This window comes from Nocardioides luteus (genome assembly GCF_014648595.1).
GTDB lineage: Bacteria > Actinomycetota > Actinomycetes > Propionibacteriales > Nocardioidaceae > Nocardioides > Nocardioides luteus.
Map to the genome: position 1 here is coordinate 1 of NZ_BMRK01000036.1, position 19,389 is coordinate 19,389.

A 19,389-nucleotide genomic window follows, 5' to 3' on the forward strand; every position below is an offset into this window, starting at 1 on the left:
GTGACCAACGTATTGACCGGGTACACCTAGCGGCTCCGGCGGCTCGACCAGCGGGGGCGAGGGGTCCACGCAGACATCGGGTCGGCGGTGAACGTTGAAACGAAAGAACAGTCGTTTGGCGAGGTGCGCTCACGAGGTGGTCTCGACAGGCTCGACCATCGGGGGTTTGGGTCTCGACAGGCTCGACCACCGGGGACTCAGCCGACTAGGGCCGGCTTGGTCTCGCGGACCAGGTCGCCTTCGATCCAGACGCTGTGGACGTCGGCGGGGTTGCCTAGGGCGAAGGTGCGGGCTAGGGCGTCGGTGGGGTCGGTGGCGTGGGCTAGGCCTACATCGAGGGGAGTGTTGGGGGCGGGTTTGATCCATTGGGCGTCGAAGCGGCGGCCGATGGTGAAGTCGCCTACCTCGTCGCCCAGGCCCAGTGCCTCGGCGCCGGCTCGGGTGGCCAGGTGGAGGAGGTGGGCGGGGGTGAGGGGGTGGCCTTGGTCGGCCAGGAGCTGCTGGGCTACGTACGCCTGCAGGCCCTCTTTGAGCAGGGAGAAGCCGGTGCCGGCGCCTACGTCGGAGCCCATGGCGACGCGTACGCCGTGGGCTCGGTGGCGGGCCAGGGGGAAGAGGCCGCTGCCCAGGGCGGCGTTGCTCGACGGGCAGTGGGCGACTGCTGCGCCGCGGGATGCCAGCAGCGCCAGCTCGGGGTCGGTGGGGTGGACGTTGTGGGCCAGGACCGTGCTGGGGCCGACGAGGCCGTGGCGGTCGTAGCTGGTCACGTAGTCGCAGCCGCAGAGCTCCTCGACGGTCACGATCTCTCGGGTGTTCTCGTTGACGTGGGAGGTGAGCATGGCACCCGGCACGGTACGCAGCACATCGCCGCAGGCCTCGAGCAGCCGCTCGCTGCACGACAACGAGAAGCGGGGCGTCACCGCGTAGCGGGCGCGGCCGACGCCGTGCCAGCGGGATGCCAGCGCGAGCGACTCCTCGCGGGCGCGGTCGGGGTCGGTGAAGAGGTCCTCGCGGATGAGGCGGTCGCTGACGACGAGTCCGCTGGTGATCCGCAGGCCGACGCGGGCAGCCTCGGCGAAGACGGTGTCGACGGCGGGCGCGAAGTGGCTGCCGAAGACCAGGGCGGTGGTCGTGCCGGCGCCGACGAGGCCGCTGACGAAGTCGGTGGCGACCCCTTCGGCGTAGGCCGGGTCGGCCAGACGGGCCTCCTCGGGGAGTGCGCACTGGTCGAGCCAGTCGAGCAGCGGCATGCCGAGGCCGCCGATGACGCGTACCTGCGGGAAGTGCACGTGGGTGTCGACGAAACCGGGCAGTACGAAGCCGCCGGTGAGGTCGACGAGCTCCTCCTCAGGATGCTCGCGGCGCAGGTCGGCGTAGCCGCCGCGGGCGCGGATCACGCCGTCGCGTACGAGCAGCGCTCCGTCCTGCTCGGTGCGGAGCGTGCCGCCGGAGAACGGGTCGGAGGGAGTGTCGAGGAAGGTTCCTCGGTAGAGCGTCATCGTGGAGTTCACCTTGGGTTGCTCGGGGAGTCGGTGGATCGCTTCGGGGGTCTCGACAAGCTCGACCACCGGGACAGCAGGTCCGCGGCGACGCTGACAGCGATCGTGGCGGGCTCCTTGCCGCCGAGATCAGGGAGCCCGATGGGGGTGGTGATGCGGGCGATCGCCTCGGGCGCATGGCCCTCGTCGGCGAGCTTGGACCGGAAACGGGTCCACTTGGCGCTCGAGCCGATCAGCCCGATCGACGCCAGGTGTTCGGCTCGGATCGAGGCGTCGCACAGGGCGGCGTCCTCGGCATGGTCGTGGGTCATGATCAGTACGTGGGTGCCCGCCGGGAGCTCGCCGATGACCAGTTCGGGCAGCACCGGCACCTCGTGCACATGGATGCCAGCGACGGCGTCCTCGAGCCCGCGCAGCTGTTCGGGCTCGAGCTGGGCGGAGCGTGAGTCGACCAGGTGCAGCTCGAGGTCGTGGCGGGCCAGGATGCGCGCCAGCTCGACCCCGACGTGACCCATCCCGAAGATGGCCACGGACGGTACGACGGGCAGCGGCTCGAGCAGCAGCTCGACCTCGCCACCACAGCACTGGACGCCGTGCTGGTAGGGCGCCTTGTCGGAGAGCGAGACCTTCAGCGTCTCCGGCACCGCGCCGTCCTCGCCGAGCATCGCCCGGGCGCGCTCGATGGCGACCGCCTCGAGGTTGCCGCCACCGACCGTGGCCCAGGTGCGCTCGGCCGAGACGACCATCTTCGCCCCGGCCTCGCGCGGCGAGTGGCCGCGTACGGACGTCAGGGTGACGAGTACGCCGGGGACCCGCTGCTCGCGCAGCCGCTGGACGGCTTTCAGCCACTCCATGTCGTCGCCTCCTCGGATCCGCGCGGACCGCCGGCCATGGCGGGTTCGGCGGCGGTGTCGCCGGCCGCGGGCTCGGTGGCCCGTGGCGTACGCGCGGCGTCGAGCGCCCAGTAGACGGCCTCCGGCGTGGCGGGCGAGGCGAGGTCGACGCTGGTGCCCGCCGGGCCGAAGGCGGCGGCGGCCTCGCGCAGCGCCTCGCGCACCGAGAAGGCGAGCATCAGCGGCGGTTCGCCGACGGCCTTCGAGCCGTAGACGGCACCCTCCTCATGAGCCTTCTCGAGCAGCTTCACCCGGAAGTCCTCGGGCATCTCGGAGAAGCTCGGCAGCTTGTAGGTGCTCGCCGCCTGCGTTGCCAGCCGGCCGCGGTTGGGGCCGTCGGAGGTGTCCCAGCGCAGGTCTTCGAGCGTCAGCCAGCCGGCGCCCTGTACGAAGCCGCCCTCGATCTGACCGATGTCGATGAGCGGGCTCAGGCTGTCGCCGACGTCGTGGACGATGTCGACGCGGCGGAGCGTGTAGGCGCCGGTGAAGCCGTCGACCTCGACCTCGGCGGCCGCGACCCCGTTGGCGAAGTACTTGAACGGCTCGCCCTGCATCGCGTTGGCATCCCAGTGGAGTCCGTCGGTGCGATAGAAGCCGGAGGCCCACAGCTGCACCCGCTGGTGGTAGGCGGTGTTGACCAGCTCGTTCCAGCCCACCGACCCGGAGGCGGGGGAGAGGCCGTGGACGACTCCGTCTTCGATTCGTACGTCGCGGGGGCTCACCCCGAGCAGACCGCCGGCGACCTGAGCGAGCCGTTCGCGGATCTGCTCGCACGCGTTCTTGATCGCCGCGCCGTTGAGGTCGGCGCCGGAGCTCGCCGCGGTCGCCGAGGTGTTGGGCACCTTGTCGGTGCGAGTCGGCGCCAACCGGACCCGGGACAACGGCAGCCCGAGCGCCGTGGCCGCGACCTGGAGCATCTTGGTGTGCAGGCCCTGGCCCATCTCGGTGCCGCCGTGGTTGATCAGCACCGAGCCGTCCTTGTAGACGTGGACGAGCGCGCCGGCCTGGTTGAAGGCGGTGAGGTTGAACGAGATGCCGAACTTCACCGGCGTCATCGCCAGGCCGCGCTTGGTGTGCGGGTGCTGCCGGTTGAACTCCGCGATCTCGGCCCGGCGCTGCGCCACCTCGCCAGAGGCCGCGACCTGGTCCCAGCAGGCGGCGAGGCGGTCGGCCTGGCGTACGGGCTGGCCGTAGGGCGTGGTCTGGCCCTGCTGGTAGAAGTTGCGGCGGCGCAGCTCGAGCGGGTCGATGCCCAGCAGCGGCGCACACCGACCGAGGATGTCCTCCATCACGAGCATGCCCTGCGGACCGCCGAAGCCGCGGAAGGCGGTCTGCGAGGTCTTGTTGGTGCGGGCTACCCGGCCGTCCACACGGATGTCGGGCACCCAGTAGGCGTTGTCGATGTGACACAGCGCGCGGGCCAGCACCGGCTCGGAGAGGTCGAGGCTCCAGCCGCCGTCGGCGGTCAGGGTGGCGTCGAGGGCGAGGATGTGCCCGTCGTCGTCGAAGCCCACCCGCCAGGTGCTGTGGAAGCCGTGGCGCTTGCCGGACATGGTGATGTCCTGGGTGCGGTTGAGCCGCAGCCGCACCGGGCGGCCGGTGAGGGTGGCGCCGAGCGCGGCGATCGCGGCGTAACCGTGCGGCTGCATCTCCTTGCCGCCGAACGCACCGCCCATCCGCAGGCACTGCACGGTGACCTCGTGGCTCGGCACCCCGAGCACGTGAGCGACGATCTCCTGGGTCTCCGACGGGTGCTGGGTCGAGCTGTGGACGAGCACCTGCCCGCCCTCGTCGACCAGCGCCAGCGAGACGTGGGTCTCCAGATAGAAGTGCTCCTGACCTGCGAACTCGAACTCACCCTCGAAGACGTGGGCAGCCTTCTCGAGCGCAGCGGCGGCGTCACCGCGGGCGAGGTTGCGCGGGGTGCCCTGGAAGCTCTCCGCGGCGATCGCCTCCGGCACGGTCACCAGCGCGGGCAGCGGCTCGTAGTCGACCTCGACCGCGGCCGCACCCAGCCGGGCGGCCTCCTGGGTCTCGCCGAGCACCCAGCACACCGCGTGACCGTGGAACATGACCTCGCTGGGGAAGAGCGGTTCGTCGTGCTTGACGCCGGCGTCGTTGATGCCGGGGACGTCGTCGGCGGTGAGCACCCGCACGACACCGGGTACGTCGTGGGCCGGTTCGGTCCGCAGCGCGGTGATCCGGGCGTGGGCGTGCGGGGCCTGGACCGGCCAGGCGTGCAGCACGCCGGTGAGCCGGCCGACCAGGTCGTCGGTGTAGAGGGCCTCGCCGGTGACGTGCAGCGCGGCGCTCTCGTGGGGCAGCGGGATCCCGACGGTCGGGTTCTCGGGGCGTTCGGACAGGGCGCTCATGCGGAGACCTCCTGCTTCTTCGGGGTCTGAACGCAGTGGCCCCGAGCTTGTCGAGACCAGAACAGGCGCAGCAGCGACTGGCCCAGCATCGCCGAGCGGTAGGACGCGCTGGCGCGGTGGTCGTCCATCGGAGTGCCTTCGGTGGCGAGGACGGCCGCGGCGCGGCGTACGGACTCCTCGGTCCAGGGGCGGCCGACCAGGGCGTCCTCGGTGGCGACGGCCCGGATCGGGGTGGCGGCGACGCCACCGAGACCGATCCGCGCCCGGGTGACGGTGCCGTCGGCGACCTCGAGCGCGAAGCCGACGGCCACGCTGGAGATGTCGTCGAAGCGGCGCTTGGCGATCTTGTGGAAGGCGACAAGGGGTGCGAGGGGCAACGGGATCCGTACGCTGCGGATCAGCTCGTCGGCGGCCCGGACCGTCTCGCGGTAGCCGGTGAAGTAGTCCGCCAGCGGGAGCACCCGCTCGCCCCGCGGCGAGGCCAGCACGACCTCGGCGTCGAGCGCGAGCAGGGCCGGCGGGGCGTCGCCGATCGGGGACGCGGTGCCGATGTTGCCGCCGATCGTCGCGCTGTTGCGGATCAGCCGCGAGGCGAACTGCGGGAAGAGCTCGGCCAGAAGCGGGACCCGGCCGTCCAGGCGCCGCTCGATCTCGGTCAGGGTGAGCGCGGCGCCGAGCTCGATGACGTCGTCCTCGATGCGGAGCTCGCGCAGCTCGGGGAGCCGGTCGACGGCCACCACGAGCGGTGCGCGGCGGCCGCGGATGTTGACCTCCACGCCCCAGTCGGTCGAGCCGGCGACGACCTGTGCCTCCGGGCGCTCGGTGAGCAGGGCCAGGGTCTCCGCGAGCGTCGCCGGGCGTACGTACTCGGCCCCGTCGACCGCCAGCCTCGTCGGTCGCGGCGCCGGCGGCGGTGCCTGGCGGCGGGCGGCGAAGGTGTCGTCGTCGGCCGGTGCGCCCAGCGCGTAGGCGGCGTCGCGGATCGGGCGGTAGCCGGTGCAGCGGCACAGGTTGCCGCTCAGCGCGTGCATGTCGACCCCGCAGTGGTGCTCATCGGCGGTCGAGCCTGACGAGACCTCGTCACCGGTCGACACCCGCCCCGCCCGGTAGAACTCCGCCGCGAGGCTGCACACGAAGCCCGGCGTGCAGTAGCCGCACTGCGACCCACCGCGCACCGCGAGCTCCTGCTGGACGGGGTGGAGGTCGCTGCTCGTGCCGAGCCCCTCGCTGGTGACGACCTCCTGGCCGTCGAGCGCGGCGACCGGGACGAGGCAGGCGTTGACGGCGGTCCACTCGGTCTCGGTCTCGACGCCGGGTCGGGCGACCAGCACGGAGCAGGCGCCGCACTCGCCCTCGGCGCAGCCCTCCTTGGCGCCGGTCAGACCGCGGTCGCGCAGCCAGTCGAGGGTGGTGGTGTGGGCGGCCACGCCGTCCAGGGGAACCTGGTCGCCGTTGACGGTGACACAGGGGGCGCAGGGGACGCTCGGGGCGCTGGGAACTGCAGGCGCGGTCATGACTGGCTCCGGATCGGGTTGCGGGTACGGGCGCTGTGGATGGGGTTGGCGTCACGCAGGAAGTCGTCGAAGCGGTGGCCGGCGATCTTGGCGATCTCGATCAGCGCCGCGGCGTGCTCCTGGCGCTCGCAGTTGCCCAGCCGCGAGCGGCCCTCGGCGAGGATCTTGTCGAGCGAGTCGGCGTCGCGTACGGAGATGACCAGCGGGAAGCCGAACCGCTCGTGATAGGCGTCGGTGAGCGAGGCCAGCGCCTCCTGGTCCGGCTCGGCCAGGTGGGTCAGCCCGCGAGAGGACTGGTCGCGCAGCGACTCCTCGCCGACCATCCCCTCCGAGACCAGCCGCGAGCCGAGCTCGGGGTAGGCCTCGATGAGCTCGCGCTGCTCCTCGACCGAACCGCCGAAGAGGGCGTCCTGGAAGGCTCGGCGCAGGGCGTGGGTGTCGGCGAACGGACGCTGCTCCCAGGCCCGTTCGACCATCCAGCGCGGGCCCTGGAAGAGACCGTCGAAGGTCTCCACGAACTCCGCGCGGCCCATCTCGTTGACCTGGTCGAGACGTACGCCCTCGCCGGGCTGACCGGCGACGGCCGGGCCCCAGTCGGGGCCGACGTGGTGGAACAGGACGTTCAGCAGGATCGCGGTCAGGCTGCCGAGGGTGATGCCGCTGCCGAAGATGATCTCGGCCCACCCCGGGACGGCCTGGGCGACGTCGGGCTGCGCGGTGACGTACATCGCCAGACCGACGCTGGTCGCCACGATCACCACGTTGCGGTGGTCGTGGAAGTCGACCTTGCTCAGCGTCTGGAACCCGACGACCGCGACGGTCGCGAACATCGCCAGCGCGGCCCCGCCGAGGACCGGGTGAGGGATGCCGGCGACGATCGCGCCGACCTTGGGCAGCAGCCCGATGAGCACCATGATCGCGCCGGCGGCGGCGACGACCCAGCGGCTCTTGACCCGGGTCAGCCGGACGAGGCCGACGTTCTCGGCGAAGCAGGTGTAGGGGAAGGAGTTGAAGACGCCGCCGAAGGTGGTGGCCAGGCCGTCGGCGCGCAGGGCGCGGGCGATGTCGTCGCGGCCGATGCGCTTCTCGACGATCTCGCCGGTCGCGAAGACGTCACCGGTGGTCTCGACCGCGGTGATCAGCATGACGACGATCATTGAGACGATCGCGGCGGCGGAGAACTGTGGCCAGCCGAAGTGGAACGGCGTGGTGACGCCGACCCAGTCGGAGCCGGCCACCGCGTCGAAGTGGGCGTCCCCGAGCGCCCACGCGACCAGGGTGCCGACGACCAGGCCGACGAGCACGGCGACGGTGGCCATGAAGCCCTTGAAGACCCGCTGGATGACCACGATCAGGGCCAGGGTGCCCAGCGCGTACGCCAGGTTGCGGCCGCTCGTCGGGTCGGAGGTCGGCCCGGCACCACCGGTGGCGTCCGCCGCCGCGACGGGCAGGAGCGCGATGCCGATGATCGTGATCACCGAGCCGGTCACGACCGGAGGGAAGAACCGGATCAGCCGGCTGAAGTAGGGGGCGATGAAGAAGGTCGCCAGACCGGCGACGATCACGGCGCCGTAGATGACGAGCAGGCCTTCGGTGCCGCCACCGGCCGCCATGCCGATCGCGATCATCGGCGAGACGGCGGTGAAGGTGACGCCCTGGAGCAGCGGGAGGCGTACGCCCACCTTCCAGAAGCCGACCGACTGGATGATCGAGGCGATGCCGCAGGTGAACAGGTCGGCGTTGATCAGGTGGATCAGCTCGGTCTGGCTCAGCCCGATCGAGTTGGCGAGCAGGATCGGCACGATCACCGCACCGGCGTAGAACGCGAGCACGTGCTGGAGGCCGTAGACGGCGAGCTTGCCCGCCGGGAGCACCTCGTCGACGGGATGAGTGGGGCCGGCACCGTCCTTCTTCTGAGGCCGTAACGACCTCAGGGCTGCTCTCGCGTTCATCCTCACACCTTTCTCGGGGGCGTCCTGGGGGCAGGTGAGCTGTGACTTACCCCACAGCCTGGACTTTCGCGGCCCCGAGCGGCACCCGCCGATCATCCGAAGATGGGATCCGCGTGGATCGGTGCGTTGTGTGATCCTCCAGATCGGCGTACGCAGGGTTTCGAGGTGGTTGCGAGAGCGTCTCGGGGCGGGCGAGATCACCTGTAACACGCTGTTCGTAGGACTATTCGCCCTATCAGATAGGGCGAGTAGTCCTACGAACGACGTGTTACATGCGACGAGTCGACCGCGCGGCGCCGCTCAGAGCGAGCGGAGCGCGAGGAAGACGTCGACCCGGTCCTCCATCGTGGTGAGGTCGCGGCCGGTGAGCTCCTCGACCCGCGAGATGCGGTAGCGCACGCTGTTGACGTGGAGGTGGAGCGACTCCGCGGTGCGGGTCCAGGAGCCGGCGTACGTCAGGAAGCGCTCGAGCGTCGGCACCAGATCGCTCCCGGTGCGCTGGTCGTGCTCGAGGACGGGGCCGAGGACGCGCTGGGCGTAGGTGCGGCGGATGTCGTCGGGGACGGTGGCGAGCAGGAGCACGTGGGAGGTGACCTCCTCCGAGCTCGACAGTGCCACCGCACCACCGCCGGAGCGGGCGACCCGGTGGGCGAAGCGCGCCTCCTCCAGGGCGCCGGCCAGCGCCTCGATGCCGCTCTCGCCGCTCAGCCCGACCGACAGCGAGCCCCGGACCAGTGCCGGCGCGAGCCGGCTGAGCGAGCGGCGCAGCTGCTCGGTGACATCGGGCCGGGAGGGGAGGAACGCGACCGCGCAGCCGTCACGCGCGTTGGCGACCACCGACGGGCCCAGGCCGAGGGCGACGTCCTCGAGCACGGCGGCGACCGCGTCGGGCGGGCCGCCGGGGCCGAGCTCCGCCACGGCGAGGACGAGCGGACGGTCTGGATCCAGGCCTGACTGGCGCAGCCCGGTGGCGATCTCGGCCGGCGACGCGCCGGCCTCCAGGTGGGCGAGGGTCGCGGCCGCGAGCGGCCTTCGGACACGCAGCCCTTCGTCGCGGCGGGACCGGTCGAGCGCCGTGATCGCGCCGAACTCGTGGACCATGTCGAGGTCCTCCCGCGGCCAGGTGGTGTGGTCGCCCTCGACCACCACGGTCCACCCGGTGACCCGGTCGGCCAGGCCGGAGCCGACGGGGAACAGCGAGTAGCGATGGTCGTCGACCTCGGCCACGGCGGGCAGCAGGTCGGCGGTCAGGAAGCGACGGGTCAGCGCGTCGACCGTCTCCGGGTCGAGCTCGCCGGGACCCGGTACGACGTGACGCCCGCTCGCGGTGAGCACCCGGCACGCGTGGCCGATCTCGGTGGCCACCCGCGCGGCGAGCTCGTCGAGGCTGCGGCCGGAGGCGATGGCGGAGAGCAGCTGGCGCTGGCGGGCCAGGCTGGCCGACATCCGGGCGCTCTCGCCGGCCGCGCCCGCGGCTGCGACGTGCTCGGTCACGTCGGCGAAGGCCACGTCGCCGGGGACCGAGACCAGGGCGACCTGGTGACGGCGGCAGGCCTCGACGAGGTCGTCGGGGACGGCTCCCAGCAGCGCCGCCCCGGCCAGCAGGCAGGCTGCGCCGCCGTCCGCGATCGAGGACACGAACGTCTCGCTGTCCTCCGGGCTCCGCCGCCAGACCAACCCGGTCAGCACCAGCTCGCCGCCGTTGAGATAGCGGCCCGGCTCGAGCAGATCGATCGTGATGGTGCGTCCGACGGGACGCTCGAGCGCGCCCTCGGGGGCATGCAGGAGCCGCAGACCCAGGCTGGGTGTCTCCATCAGCTCTGCCAGTAGCACGGTGCCTCCACGCGGTCTCTTGGAGGAACGTACAACGCCTGCGCACGTACGCAGGAGGCCCGTTGTCGTTTCTTCACCACTTTGGGGACGAGTTCGAGACGGGGTTGACGTGACTCCGGCCACATCCTTATATTTCGAATGTCAGAAATCAAATTCCGCATTACGGAAGGAATGGTGAGGATGTCCCACCAGCTCCGCTACGAGGTGAACTGCTCGATCCTGTTCACCGAGCTCCCGCTGCTCGAGCGACCGGCTGCGGTGAAGGCCGCCGGCTTCGACGCGGTGGAGTTCTGGTGGCCCTTCGCCGAGGCGGTGCCGTCCGACAAGGACGTGGACGGCTTCGTCACCGCCGTGCAGGACGCGGGCGTGCAGCTCGTCGGCCTCAACTTCTTCGCCGGCGACATGCCGGGAGGTGACCGCGGCCTGGTCTCGTGGCCGGCGCGGTCCGCCGAGTTCCGTGACAACATCGACGTCACGATCGGCATCGGCGAGCGCCTCGGCTGCACCGCCTTCAACGCGCTCTACGGCAACCGCCTCGACGGCGTCGAGGCCGAGGCCCAGGACGAGCTCGGCGCCGAGAACCTCGCGCTGGCCGCCCGGGCAGCGGCCCGCATCGGCGGCACCGTCCTGGTCGAGCCGGTCAGCGGCGCCGACCGCTACCCGCTGCTGACCGCCGCGGACGCCATCGCCGCGATCGACCGAGCCGGGGAGGCCAACATCGGCCTGCTCGCCGACCTCTACCACCTCGCCGTGAACGGCGACGACGTCGACGCGGTGATCGCTGCGTACGCCGCCCGCATCGCGCACGTCCAGATCGCCGATGCCCCGGGCCGCAACGAGCCCGGCACCGGCGAGCTCCCGCTCGAGCGCCAGCTCACCGCCCTCGAAGCAGCCGGGTACGCCGGCTGGGTGGGGCTGGAGTACAAGCCCGCCACGGGCCCGACCCAAGGCACCGCCGAGAGCTTCGGCTGGCTGCCCCGAGAGCGTCGCAGCGCCGCGACCCCCACCCGCTGACACACCGCTGACGTCCCCGTAGGAGAGATCATCATGAGCAACATCGCCTTCATCGGCCTCGGCATCATGGGCAGCCCGATGGCCGCCCACCTGGCCGCCGCCGGACACACCGTCGCCGGCTACGACCACAGCATCGAGCGCGCGAAGCCTCTCGTCGAGGCGGGCGGCCGCGCCGCCGAGTCGACCGCCGACGCCTGCCGCGACGCCGACGTCGTCTGCGTCATGGTCCCCGACTCGCCGCACGTCGAGGAGGTCCTCACCGCGGAAGGCGGGGTCTTCGAGAGCGCACCCGCCGGCGCGCTGATCATCGACTTCTCCAGCATCCGGCCCGACGTGAGCGCCGCGCTCGCGGAGCAGGCCACCGAGCGTGGGTTCCGCATCCTCGACGCCCCGGTCTCCGGTGGCGAGGCCGGTGCCAAGAACGCCGCGCTCTCGATCATGGTCGGTGGTGCGGCCGACGACTTCGCCGCCGCGAAGCCCCTCTTCGACGCGGTCGGCAAGACGATCGTCCACGTCGGCCCGAGCGGTGCCGGCCAGACGGTCAAGGCCGCCAACCAGCTCATCGTCGCCGCCAACATCCAGGCGCTCTCGGAGGCGGTCGTCTTCCTCGAGGCGTACGGCGTGGACACCAAGGCCGCCCTGGAGGTCCTCGGCGGCGGTCTGGCCGGCTCGGCCGTGCTCGACCAGAAGAAGGAGAACATGCTGACCCGCTCCTTCCAGCCCGGCTTCCGGATCGACCTGCACCACAAGGACATGGGCATCGTCACCGCCGCCGCCCGCGAGGCCGGCGTCGTGGTCCCGCTCGGTTCGCTGGTCGCGCAGCTGGTGGCCAGCGCGCGCGCCAACGGCGACGGCGGGCTGGACCACTCGTCCTTGCTTCGCGGGGTCGAGCGGCTCTCTGGGAAGGAGAGCTGACATGGCCCGCATGCGCGCCGTCGACGCGGCGGTCCTGATCCTGGAGAAGGAGGGTGCGACCCAGCTGTTCGGACTGCCGGGCGCCGCGATCAACCCCTTCTACAGCGCGATGCGCACGCACGGCGGACTCCACCACGTGCTCGCTCGCCACGTCGAGGCGGCCTCCCACATGGCCGAGGGCTACACCCGTGCCGCGGCCGGCAACATCGGGGTCTGCATCGGCACCTCCGGCCCGGCCGGCACCGACATGCTCACCGGTCTCTACTCCGCCTCCGCCGACTCGATCCCGATCCTCTGCATCACCGGCCAGGCGCCGGTCGCGAAGCTCCACAAGGAGGAATTCCAGGCGGTCGACATCGCCGCCGTGGCGGGACCGCTGACCAAGATGGCGGTCACCGTCATGGAACCCGCGCAGGTCCCCGGCACCTTCCAGAAAGCTTTCCGCCTGATGCGCGAGGGACGCCCCGGGCCGGTCCTCGTCGACCTGCCGCTCGACGTCCAGCAGGCCGAGATCGACTTCGACATCGAGACGTACGAACCGCTGCCCGTCGCCCGCCCGGCGGCCAGCCGTGCCCAGGCCGAGAAGGCGCTGAGCATGATGCTCGACTCCGAGCGCCCGCTGATCGTCGCGGGCGGCGGCGTGATCAACGCCGACGCCGCCGACCTGCTCGTCGAGCTCGCCGAGGTCACCGGCATCCCGGTCGTCCCGACGCTGATGGGCTGGGGCACGATCCCCGACGACCACCGGCTCAACGCCGGCATGGTCGGCCTGCAGACCTCCCACCGCTACGGCAACGCGACCATGCTGGCCAGCGACTTCGTCCTCGGCATCGGCAACCGCTGGGCCAACCGCCACACCGGCTCGGTCGAGACCTACACCCGGGGACGTACGTTCGTGCACATCGACATCGAGCCGACCCAGATCGGCCGGGTCTTCGCCCCGGACTACTCGATCGTCTCCGACGCCCGTGCCGCCTTGGAGGTGCTCGTCGAGGTCGCGAAGGAGCGGGCGGCAGCCGGCCGGATCCCGGACCGTACGTCCTGGGCCGAGGAGTGCGCCGGTCGCAAGCGGACGCTGCAGCGCAAGACCCACTTCGACAACATCCCGATCAAGCCGCAGCGGGTCTACGAGGAGATGAACCGCGCGTTCGGACCGGGCACCCGCTACGTCACCACGATCGGCCTGTCCCAGATCCAGGCCGCGCAGCTGCTGCACGTCTACCAGCCGCGCCACTGGATCAACGCAGGTCAGGCGGGTCCTCTCGGGTGGACGCTGCCGGCAGCGCTGGGGGTCGCGACCGCCGTTCCCCACGAGCAGGTGGTCGCGCTCTCGGGCGACTACGACTTCCAGTTCCTGATCGAGGAGCTGGCCGTCGGCGCCCAGTTCAACATCCCCTACATCCACGTCGTCGTGAACAACTCCTACCTCGGCCTGATCCGGCAGGCGCAGCGCGGCTTCGAGATGGACTACTGCGTGCAGCTCGCCTTCGACAACGTCAACAGTCCTGAGGTCGAGGGCTACGGCGTCGACCACCTCAAGGTCGCCGAGGGCCTGGGCTGCAAGGCCGTACGCGTCACCGACCCCGCCGACCTCGGAGCCGCCTTTGAGAAGGCCAAGGCGCTGATGGCCGAATACCGGGTGCCGGTCCTGGTCGAGGTCATCCTCGAGCGGGTCACCAACGTCTCGATGGGCCTCGAGATCGACAACGTCGTCGAGTTCGAAGAGCTGGCCGAGCGTGGTGAGCACGCCCCGACCGCGCTCGTCCCGCTGGACTGAGGGCACGTCCAGATGGCTCGCGTGCTGGTCGCCTCCGACAAGTTCAAGGGATCGCTCACCGCTGCCCAGGTCGCGGCGGCGGTGAGCGCCGGGATGCGCCGGGCCGACCCCGACGTCATCGTCGACACCGTCCCGGTGGCCGACGGCGGCGACGGCACCCTCGCCGCTGCCGAATCCGCCGGGTTCGAGCTCGTGCCGGTCACCGTGGCAGGGCCGACCGGTGAGCCGGTACGGACGGCGTATGCCCGTCGCGACGAGGTCGCGGTCGTCGAGCTCGCCGACGCCTCCGGGCTGGCTCGGCTGCCGGGGGCGCCGGACCCGCTCCGGGCCTCCAGCCTCGGGACCGGGCAGGCGGTGGCGGCCGCGATCGACGCGGGCTGTCGCCGGATCGTGCTCGGGGTCGGGGGTAGCGCCAGCACCGACGGCGGAGCGGGTCTGCTCTGCGGGCTCGGCGCCACGCTGTTCACCGCCGCCGGTGACCCGGCGAGTCCAGGTGGAGCCGGGCTCGAGGACGTCGCCCGCATCGAGGTCAGCGAGCTGCGGCGGCGCCTCGAAGGGGTCACGGTCACCGTCGCGTGCGATGTCGACAACCCGCTCACCGGTCCCAGCGGCGCGGCCGCGGTCTACGGCCCGCAGAAGGGTGCCGACGCGGACCAGGTCCGACGGCTGGACGCCGCGCTCGGGCGCTGGGCATCGCTGGTGGCGTCGTTCACCGGGACCGATCTCTGTGACCATCCCGGCGCCGGCGCGGCCGGCGGTGTCGGCTTCGCGGCGCTCGCCCTGCTGGGCGCGGAGCTGCGATCGGGCATCGAGCTCGTGCTCGACCTGGTCGACTTCGCGGCCGGCCTGGACGGCGCCCACCTCGTCGTCACCGGCGAGGGTGCGCTCGACGAGCAGACCCTCAACGGCAAGGCGCCGACCGGCGTCGCCGCCGCGGCCGCACGCGCGGGCGTCCCGGTCGTGGCGGTCTGCGGGGTCAACCACCTCGACGACGACCGGCTGCGCGCGGCCGGGTTCGAGGCTGCGTACGCACTCACCGACATCGAGCCCGATCTGCGACGCTGCCTGAGCGAGGGCGCCGCCCTGCTCGAGCAGATCGCCGAGCGGATCGCTGCCGACCATCTCACCAAGGAGGACGCATGAGCGAGCGGCGGAATGCTCACCGAGGTAACTCGGTGCGCGCGCACTTCCTTCGTGGAGTTCCGCGAGGGGAGTGCATCGAGACCGAGGTGACTCGGTCAGCATCCGAGGAGGCAACGACACGCGGCTCGCGGAATGCTCACCGAGGTAACTCGGTGAGCGCCCACTTCCTTCGTGGAGTTCCGCGAGGGAAGTGCATCGAGACCGAGGTGACTCGGTCGACATCCGAGGAGGCAACGACATGAGACTGCTGAGTGTGGGACCACCGGGCGCGGAGCGCCCCGCGGCCCTCGACGACCAGGACGTAGCGCGCGACCTGTCGGCCATCGTCACCGTGATCGACGGCGACCTGCTCGGCGACCCCGGCCGCCTCGCGACGATCCGGGACGCGATCGCCTCGGGCCGCCTCCCGGTGGTCCCCGACGGCGTCAGGATCGGCCCGCCGACAGCGCGGCCGGGGAAGATCGTCGGGGTCGGGCTCAACTACGAGGACCACGCCGAGGAGGCCGGCGCCGAGATCCCCGACGAGCCGGTCGTCTTCCTCAAGCCCTCCACCTCGATCGTGGGCCCCTACGACGCGATCGAGCTGCCACCGGGATCGACGACCACCGACTACGAGGTCGAGCTGGGTGTGGTGATCGGGCGCCGGCTGAGCCGCTGCCGGGACCCGCGTACGGCACTCGCCGCGGTCGGCGGCTACCTCACCGTCGACGACGTCAGCGAGCGCTCGCGGATCGCGGCCGGCCCGACCTGGGCGAAGGGGAAGTGCGCCGACACGTTCACGCCGGTCGGCCCGTGGCTGGTCCCGCCCGACACGGTCGGCGACCCGCAGGCGCTCGACCTTGAGCTCTGGGTCGACGGCGAGCGGCGCCAGCGGGGGACCACCGCACGAATGGTGCTGGACGTCGGCGGGATCCTCGCCTTCCTCAGTACGCTGATGACACTCGAGCCCGGTGATCTGGTGCTGACCGGGACGCCGGGCGGAGTGGCAGCGCTGCGGCCCGAGCCGCGTCCCTTCCTGCGGGAGGGGCACGTGGTCGAGGCCGAGGTGAGCGGCCTCGGTCGCCAGCGCACCCGGGTGGTGGCAGTCGAAGAGACAGAGGTGAGAGTGTGAGTCGAGATCTCGATGTCGTCATCCGGGCCGCGCGCATGGTGACCCCGGACGGCGAGACGGCAGGAGCGGTCGGCATCCGCGACGGTGAGATCGTCGCGGTCGACACGTCCGCGACCGCCGCCGACCTGACGGGCGTCCGAACGGTCCAGCTCGCCGACGACGAGGTGCTGCTGCCCGGCGTCGTCGACGCACACGTCCACGTCAACGATCCCGGCCGCACCGAGTGGGAGGGGTTCGCCTCCGCGACCCGTGCCGCGGCCGCCGGCGGCGTCACCACGATCGTCGACATGCCCCTCAACAGCATCCCGCCGACCTGCGACGTCGTGGCGCTCGACCTCAAGCGCAAGACCGCCGCGAGTCAGGCCCTCGTCGACGTCGGCTTCTGGGGAGGCGCCGTCCCCGGCAACCTCGCCGACCTGCGGCCTCTGCACGAGGCCGGCGTCTCGGGGTTCAAGTGCTTCCTGCTCCACTCGGGCGTCGACGAGTTCCCCCCGCTCGACGCCGAGGAGCTCAAGCCGGTGATGCGCGAGATCGGCTCCTTCGACGGCCTGCTGATCGTGCACGCCGAGGACGCCCACACGATCGATCATGCCCCGGCGGCCGCCGGTGGGACGTACGAGAAGTTCCTCAACAGCCGCCCGCGCGAGGCGGAGAACCTCGCGATCGAGAAGGTGATCGAGCTGTCCCGCCGGACCGGCTGCCGCGTCCACATCCTGCACGTCTCCAGCGCCGACGTCCTCGCGACGCTGGCCACCGCGCGCCGCGACGGGGTGAGGGTCACCGCCGAGACCTGCCCCCACTACCTGACCTTCGCCGCCGAGGAGATCCCCGACGGCGCCACCCAGTTCAAGTGCTGCCCGCCGATCCGCGAGGGCGCCAACCGCGAGCAACTCTGGGAGGGCCTGCGCGACGGCGTCATCGACATGGTCGTCACCGATCACTCGCCCTCCACGCCCGACCTGAAAGCCCTCGACACCGGCGATTTCGGCGTCGCCTGGGGCGGCATCTCCTCGCTCCAGCTCGGTCTGTCGGCGGTCTGGACCGGGGCCCGGGAGCGCGGGTTCGCGCTCGCCGATGTGGTCCGTTGGATGTCGCAGGCCACCGCCCGCCACGCCGGGCTCGCCCGCAAGGGGAGCATCGCGGTCGGCCACGACGCCGACCTCTGCGTCTTCGCCCCCGACGACTCCTACGTGGTCGATGCCGCAAGCCTCCACCACAAGAACGCCGTCACGCCCTACCACGGCCGCACCCTCGCCGGCGTCGTCCGCCAGACCTGGCTGCGTGGCGAGAAGATCGACATCGAGGCCGCGCCCCAGGGCCGGCTGCTCACCCGAGAAGGAGCCCGACCATGAGCGCAGCACACAACCCTTCCGGCCGCTACTACGCGCCGACCGGCGGCCACCCGTCCCAGCGCGAGCTGACCACCGACCGGGCGGTCTTCACCGAGGCGTACGCAGTGCTCCCGCGGGGCACGATGCGTGACATCGTCACCAGCAAGCTCCCGTTCTGGGACGAGACCCGGCTGTGGGTGATCGCCCGGCCGCTCTCGGGCTTCGCGGAGACCTTCTCGCAGTACATCGTCGAGGTCTCGCCCGGTGGCGGCAGCGACAAGCCCGAGCTCGACGCCGGCGCGGAGGGGGTCCTGTTCGTGGTCGAGGGCGCGCTGACGCTCTCGATCGAGGGGGAGAAGCACGAGCTCGCCCCCGGCGGCTACGCCTTCCTCCCGCCCGGCTGCACCTGGACCCTCCACAACACCAGCGACCAGGTCGCCCGCTTCCACTGGATCCGCAAGGCCTACCAGCGGGTAGAGGGCATCGACCTGCCGGAGCCGTTCGTCACCAACGAGACCGACGTCGAGGGCGGCGAGATGCCGGGCACCGACGGCGCCTGGAAGACCCAGCGCTTCGTCGACCCCGACGACGTACGGCACGACATGCACGTCAACATCGTCAGCTTCGAGCCCGGCGGCGCGATCCCGTTCCCGGAGACGCACGTGATGGAGCACGGGCTGTACGTCCTGGAGGGCAAGGCCGTCTACCTGCTCAACAAGGACTGGGTGGAGGTGCAGGAGGGCGACTTCATGTGGTTGCGCGCGTTCTGCCCGCAGGCCTGCTACGCCGGCGGACCGGGCCGGTTCCGCTACCTGCTCTACAAGGACGTCAACCGCCACGCTGTCCTGTCGCGGCAGTTCGGCTGATGCCGGTCGCGGTCGTCACCGGCGCCGGCTCCGGCCTGGGCAGGGTGATCGCCCAGGCGCTCGACGGAGCCGGCTTCCAGGTCGCCCTGCTCGGACGTACCCAGGCCACGCTCGAGGAGACCGCGTCGGTGATGGCGCGGTCCCTCGTGCTGCCCACCGACGTCGCCTCCACCAGTGATGTGGAGGCGGCGTTCGCCGCGGTCGTCGGGATGTGGGGGCGCGTCGACCTGCTGGTCAACAACGCCGGCACCTTCGGTCCGAGCGGGGACCCTGACGAGATCCCGGTCGAGGAGTTCGCGGCAACGCTCGCGGTCAACGTCACCGGCTCCTTCCTGTGCGCCCGCGAGGCGTTCGCGCAGATGAAGCGGCAGGACCCGCGAGGCGGCCGGATCATCAACAACGGCTCGATCTCCGCCCACGTCCCCCGCCCGGGCAGCGCCGCCTACACCACCTCCAAGCACGCCATCACCGGCCTCACTCGCTCGCTCGCCCTCGACGGCCGCGCCCACGACATCGCCGTCGGCCAGATCGACATCGGCAACGCCGCCACCGAGATGACCGCCGGCATCGCGACCGGCGCCCGCCAGGCCGACGGATCCATACGCCCCGAGCCCACCTTCGACCCCCAGCACGTCGCCGACGCAGTCGTCGCCATGGCCCAGCTCCCCCTCGGCGTCAGCGTGCCCACGATGACCATCGCAGCGACCGGGATGCCATACCTCGGTCGCGGCTAGCTCGGACCTCGACCCGGTGGCGAGCTTGTCGTGTTCACCGGTGGTCGAGCTTGTCGAGACCACCCCACCCGTAACACCAACCCCCGGTGGTGTTCACCGGTGGTCGAGCTTGTCGAGACCACCCCACTCGGAACACCAGCCCTCGACGGTGCTCACCGGTGGTCGAGCCTGTGGAGACCTCCCTGCCGGAAACGATCACCGAAGCCGACCGTGGCCCGCCGACCCTTTCCTGAGGGTCTTCTCGACCTGCCCCGGAGTCAAGGACGGCCTACGGCCGCCGGCTTCGCCGGCCGCTTCGCGGTCCTGGACACCGGGGCACGTCGAGAAAGGATCTGGCTGGTTATCGGGGCGACGGCCCGGGTGTGGCCGCGGGGGATTCGGTCACCGGAGCTAGTCCCCGGTGGTCGAGCTTGTCGAGACCACCCCACCCGCAAC

The 19,389-nt window shown here is 71.5% G+C and carries 14 protein-coding genes; 8 read left to right on the top strand and 6 right to left on the bottom strand.

Going from position 1 to position 19,389, the window contains the following annotated elements; translation table 11 throughout:
* Positions 1 to 197: 197 nt before the first annotated feature.
* The 6 genes from IEY81_RS23655 to IEY81_RS23680 form a co-directional block, all read right to left on the bottom strand.
* On the bottom strand, positions 198 to 1,499 hold the full coding sequence (locus IEY81_RS23655; RefSeq protein ID WP_189120966.1) for a guanine deaminase: 1,302 nt from the start codon (positions 1,497 to 1,499) through the stop codon (positions 198 to 200).
* A gap of 8 nt (positions 1,500 to 1,507) precedes the next feature.
* Positions 1,508 to 2,353 (bottom strand): xanthine dehydrogenase accessory protein XdhC, encoded by an 846-nt coding sequence (xdhC, locus tag IEY81_RS23660; protein ID WP_189120953.1) that lies wholly within the window; start codon positions 2,351 to 2,353, stop codon positions 1,508 to 1,510.
* The gene (xdhB, locus tag IEY81_RS23665; protein ID WP_189120954.1) at positions 2,341 to 4,764 is read right to left on the bottom strand and encodes a xanthine dehydrogenase molybdopterin binding subunit; all 2,424 of its coding nucleotides are present in this window, start codon (positions 4,762 to 4,764) and stop codon (positions 2,341 to 2,343) included. Before xdhB ends, xdhC begins: the two co-directional genes overlap by 13 nt.
* Positions 4,761 to 6,278, bottom strand: coding sequence for a xanthine dehydrogenase small subunit (locus tag IEY81_RS23670; protein ID WP_189120955.1), 1,518 nt, complete (start codon positions 6,276 to 6,278; stop codon positions 4,761 to 4,763). Before IEY81_RS23670 ends, xdhB begins: the two co-directional genes overlap by 4 nt.
* A complete protein-coding gene (gene uraD, locus IEY81_RS23675) occupies positions 6,275 to 8,230 on the bottom strand; it encodes a 2-oxo-4-hydroxy-4-carboxy-5-ureidoimidazoline decarboxylase (RefSeq protein WP_189120956.1) in 1,956 nt (651 codons plus the stop codon). Before uraD ends, IEY81_RS23670 begins: the two co-directional genes overlap by 4 nt.
* Positions 8,231 to 8,530: 300 nt before the next feature.
* The gene (locus IEY81_RS23680; protein ID WP_189120957.1) at positions 8,531 to 10,045 is read right to left on the bottom strand and encodes a helix-turn-helix domain-containing protein; all 1,515 of its coding nucleotides are present in this window, start codon (positions 10,043 to 10,045) and stop codon (positions 8,531 to 8,533) included.
* 198 nt (positions 10,046 to 10,243) lie between these two features.
* Here IEY81_RS23680 and IEY81_RS23685 point away from each other — a divergent pair, with 198 nt between their 5' ends.
* From IEY81_RS23685 to IEY81_RS23720, 8 genes are all read left to right on the top strand, one after another.
* On the top strand, positions 10,244 to 11,077 hold the full coding sequence (locus tag IEY81_RS23685) for a hydroxypyruvate isomerase family protein (protein ID WP_189120958.1): 834 nt from the start codon (positions 10,244 to 10,246) through the stop codon (positions 11,075 to 11,077).
* A 33-nt stretch (positions 11,078 to 11,110) separates the two neighbouring features.
* Positions 11,111 to 11,992, top strand: a complete 882-nt coding sequence (locus IEY81_RS23690) for a 2-hydroxy-3-oxopropionate reductase (protein WP_189120959.1) — start codon at positions 11,111 to 11,113, stop codon at positions 11,990 to 11,992.
* 1 nt (position 11,993) lies between these two features.
* The gene (gcl, locus tag IEY81_RS23695; protein WP_189120960.1) at positions 11,994 to 13,769 is read left to right on the top strand and encodes a glyoxylate carboligase; all 1,776 of its coding nucleotides are present in this window, start codon (positions 11,994 to 11,996) and stop codon (positions 13,767 to 13,769) included.
* A gap of 12 nt (positions 13,770 to 13,781) precedes the next feature.
* Positions 13,782 to 14,912: a glycerate kinase gene (locus tag IEY81_RS23700; RefSeq protein WP_189120961.1), complete on the top strand. Its 1,131-nt coding sequence runs from the start codon at positions 13,782 to 13,784 to the stop codon at positions 14,910 to 14,912.
* Positions 14,913 to 15,150: 238 nt separating this feature from the next.
* Positions 15,151 to 16,023, top strand: coding sequence for a fumarylacetoacetate hydrolase family protein (locus IEY81_RS23705; RefSeq protein WP_189120962.1), 873 nt, complete (start codon positions 15,151 to 15,153; stop codon positions 16,021 to 16,023).
* Positions 16,020 to 17,375, top strand: coding sequence for an allantoinase AllB (gene allB / locus IEY81_RS23710; RefSeq protein WP_189120963.1), 1,356 nt, complete (start codon positions 16,020 to 16,022; stop codon positions 17,373 to 17,375). The genes IEY81_RS23705 and allB overlap by 4 nt, the downstream gene beginning before the upstream one ends.
* Positions 17,372 to 18,220 (top strand): bifunctional allantoicase/(S)-ureidoglycine aminohydrolase, encoded by an 849-nt coding sequence (locus tag IEY81_RS23715; RefSeq protein WP_189120964.1) that lies wholly within the window; start codon positions 17,372 to 17,374, stop codon positions 18,218 to 18,220. Before allB ends, IEY81_RS23715 begins: the two co-directional genes overlap by 4 nt.
* On the top strand, positions 18,220 to 18,954 hold the full coding sequence (locus IEY81_RS23720; RefSeq protein WP_189120965.1) for an SDR family oxidoreductase: 735 nt from the start codon (positions 18,220 to 18,222) through the stop codon (positions 18,952 to 18,954). The genes IEY81_RS23715 and IEY81_RS23720 overlap by 1 nt, the downstream gene beginning before the upstream one ends.
* The last annotated feature ends 435 nt before the right edge of the window (positions 18,955 to 19,389 follow it).